The 2,941-nt window shown below is 45.4% G+C and carries 1 protein-coding gene; it reads right to left on the bottom strand.

Features of this window, described 5'->3' with window-relative positions; genetic code table 11:
- On the bottom strand, positions 1-2,941 hold a 2,941-nt coding region (locus tag HRU21_12460), incomplete at both ends, for a hypothetical protein (protein NRA43102.1).

Here is a 2,941-nt window from a genome sequence, read left to right as displayed (position 1 = left end):
TGTTTATCTGATTTATTATCAATCAGAATTTCCGCATCGCCTCGGGCAATAAAGTTTGGTTTGTTTTGCGAATTGCCATTAAGCGCAACATCGTCGGCAACAATATTGATATTACCTGCCGAGGCATAAAAATCTCTAACTTCTATAACATCGTTAGCAATACTCGACAAACTATCAACAATTACAGACAAGTCACTTATTTCATTGCGAAGCGCGATTATTTCTTGCTCATAAGGATTAACGGCACCGCTTGATTGACTATTGCTCGAATCTTGCGATGAACCACTACCTGAAAGATTATTGCCATCGCTATCAACATCGCCAGAAGCAATATCGCCTTGCTCGTTACTGACAGTGGTTTCCTGCCAAGCACTATATTCATCAACCAAGGCTTGTAATTCAGCAATATAGGCCGCCAAGGTTGCCCGTGAAGAGTATTTTTGATCGAGCTTGCGCACCGAGTCAAAGGGCGAGTTTGTTGCATCAACCGAGGATTCGAAAACACCATCTTTATTGATATTGACATATTGATAAGCCGACTGACCAGCAACTATCTGCCCCGAACCATCGAACACAATATTATCATCACTGTTTGCATCGTCAGATCCAAACTCTTTAACATCGTTACCAATAGCTTGCCAGGTGTTGTGTTCTCTTCCCACACCCTCAGAATAAATCGAGCCTTGATTCGCTTGAATATTGACGTCTTTGTCCGAACCAATGGAAATATTGTCGCCAAAATTAATTCTATTGTCGGCATTCACATTTGCTATTGCTGTGCTACCAACACTGGTAGTGTATGCTGACCAATTATAAACATTGGTAAAGGCGCTTGATGAAACCTGATTTTCCGCAAAATAATCAGAACTACGTCCTGCATAAATACCAACACCCTCTCGGGCGTTAACTGAAACATCTTCGCCAATAGTAATAATATTATTAAATGTAATATCAGCGTTAGAATCACCGCCAGCAATACCAGCAGCTGACCATACCGCCACATTGGCTTCTGCCATCGCAGAGCCAGTGGTGTAAGTGCCGATTCCAATTGCACCAACATTGTTATTGATAACGACATCGTCACCAATTGTAATCGAGTTGTTTGCGTCTAAATCTATTTCAGAACGTGCACCAGCACCTTGTAACACACCGCCCACCTCAACTTTAGAAGTGTCGCGTATGAAAAAGCGTGATGATGCATCAATAGTGATGTCATGAGCATCACCTGGATCCAACCAGGCTAACGAACTGATAGTAAGTGTCACATTATCATCAAGTGATACGGATGAGTTGATGCCACTAAGATCGTTATATGAAAGCCCCGCGGTGCCATTGGCGCCTCCGCCCGAGCCAGCAAAAACATTTGCCTCAAACGCGTTATCCCAAGCTTGCTCTAAACGTTTCGCGGTATTTCGCGCATCAATATCGATAGCTAATGCGTCAAAATGAACATTCTCGCCAAGCTTCACATCGGCATCATTATCAACATCCACATCCGCTTCAGCACCTGAGCCACCAACAACAGATGTGGTAGTTGAATCGGTTGCGGCATAAAAATTGGATTCGTGATACGCGCTTATGCGAACCTGATCAGCGGATAACGGCAATGTGTTACTATCAGCCTGCCAGTCTGCAATATCGATATAAGCTGCTTTTTGTGTTGCCGACTTGTTCAGAGTGTCAGCATTCGAAATCGCCGCATTACCGCTTACGAAGCCACCGCCGCCAGCAACCGTGAAGGCCTGATTTTCATCAACACTGACAACATCTAAAACAAAATCACCATAGCGGTTAAAGCCAGCCGGGTTAAGCCCCATCGAAATACCAGATGAGGTTTGCGAGGTAGCAAAAGACTCTGTATAACCAACCGCTAAGGCACCCACCGCATAGCCATCTGCATCAGCAATTTGACGTGAGTAGTTTCGCGCATTGACAATAAAATCATCGGCAGGTAAGTATACATAATCACCAATATCAGCGTGCGTAGCTGCGGTATTTTCAGCATTTGCCTGGGCTGCACCAACGCCAACAAATATTGCGCCCGAAGCTGCAAACGCCTGTGCATTTGCACTGACATAATTATCAGATACTCCATCGCCAGTCTGCGCGTTGATATTCAACGAGGCATTGTCTGAGAAGTAAGTATATTTATTGACCGTGACTGTCGACTGCGTATCAGCAAAAGCATTTGCAACTGATGCACCAGCTGAGCCTAAACCCGATACGGTAACACCGTAGGCTCTAGAATAGGTTTCAGGGCTAGCTAACGATACCGCATTAACAGTGCCTTCACCGGCACCGATAAAACCGGCTAATACGGTATTGGCCGATGAATAATCTCTGGCCTCCGTACCCACACCTTGTAAGCCAACAAATAATCCAGCGGCGGCGGCAAAGGCTTTAGCTCTAATCTGCCCCTCTACTTTGGCACTAATATCTTGCTGGCTATAGCCATTAATAACTGTAAAGCGATCATCATTAACGCTAACCGTACCGTTATCATCATAATCACCCATCCAGGCTTTTACTTTGGCATCTTTTTCTGCAATCGCGACCGAAACGCCTGCTACACCGGCACCAATTTTCAGATCAAACATACCATCACTGGCTTCATCCGACACTTCAGCCCGTGTGTCACCAATGCGAAGTTCTGTGCTATCGATTGCATTAATACGCAAGGTGCCATTGTCATTGACAGTGTCATTCGATGTAGCCCGTTTGAGACCTGCCTCAACAATATGGCTTGAGCGGACATCAGCATAGGAGACACCGATAGCGGTGCCGCCCACGCCAACGTTGTAGGTCATAAGCTCAACTGCAGCATCTTCATCGGACTGATTGTTTGCTCGGGCGTTGATCGCAATATTATCGGCAGTTACATCCGCATCTACAGTGGCGTAACTCATATCGTACAGGCGAGAAATACCTAATGCGCCGCTTA

This window comes from Pseudomonadales bacterium (genome assembly GCA_013215025.1).
Taxonomy (GTDB): domain Bacteria; phylum Pseudomonadota; class Gammaproteobacteria; order Pseudomonadales; family DT-91; genus DT-91.
This window is presented reverse-complemented; position numbering and strand designations above follow the sequence as displayed.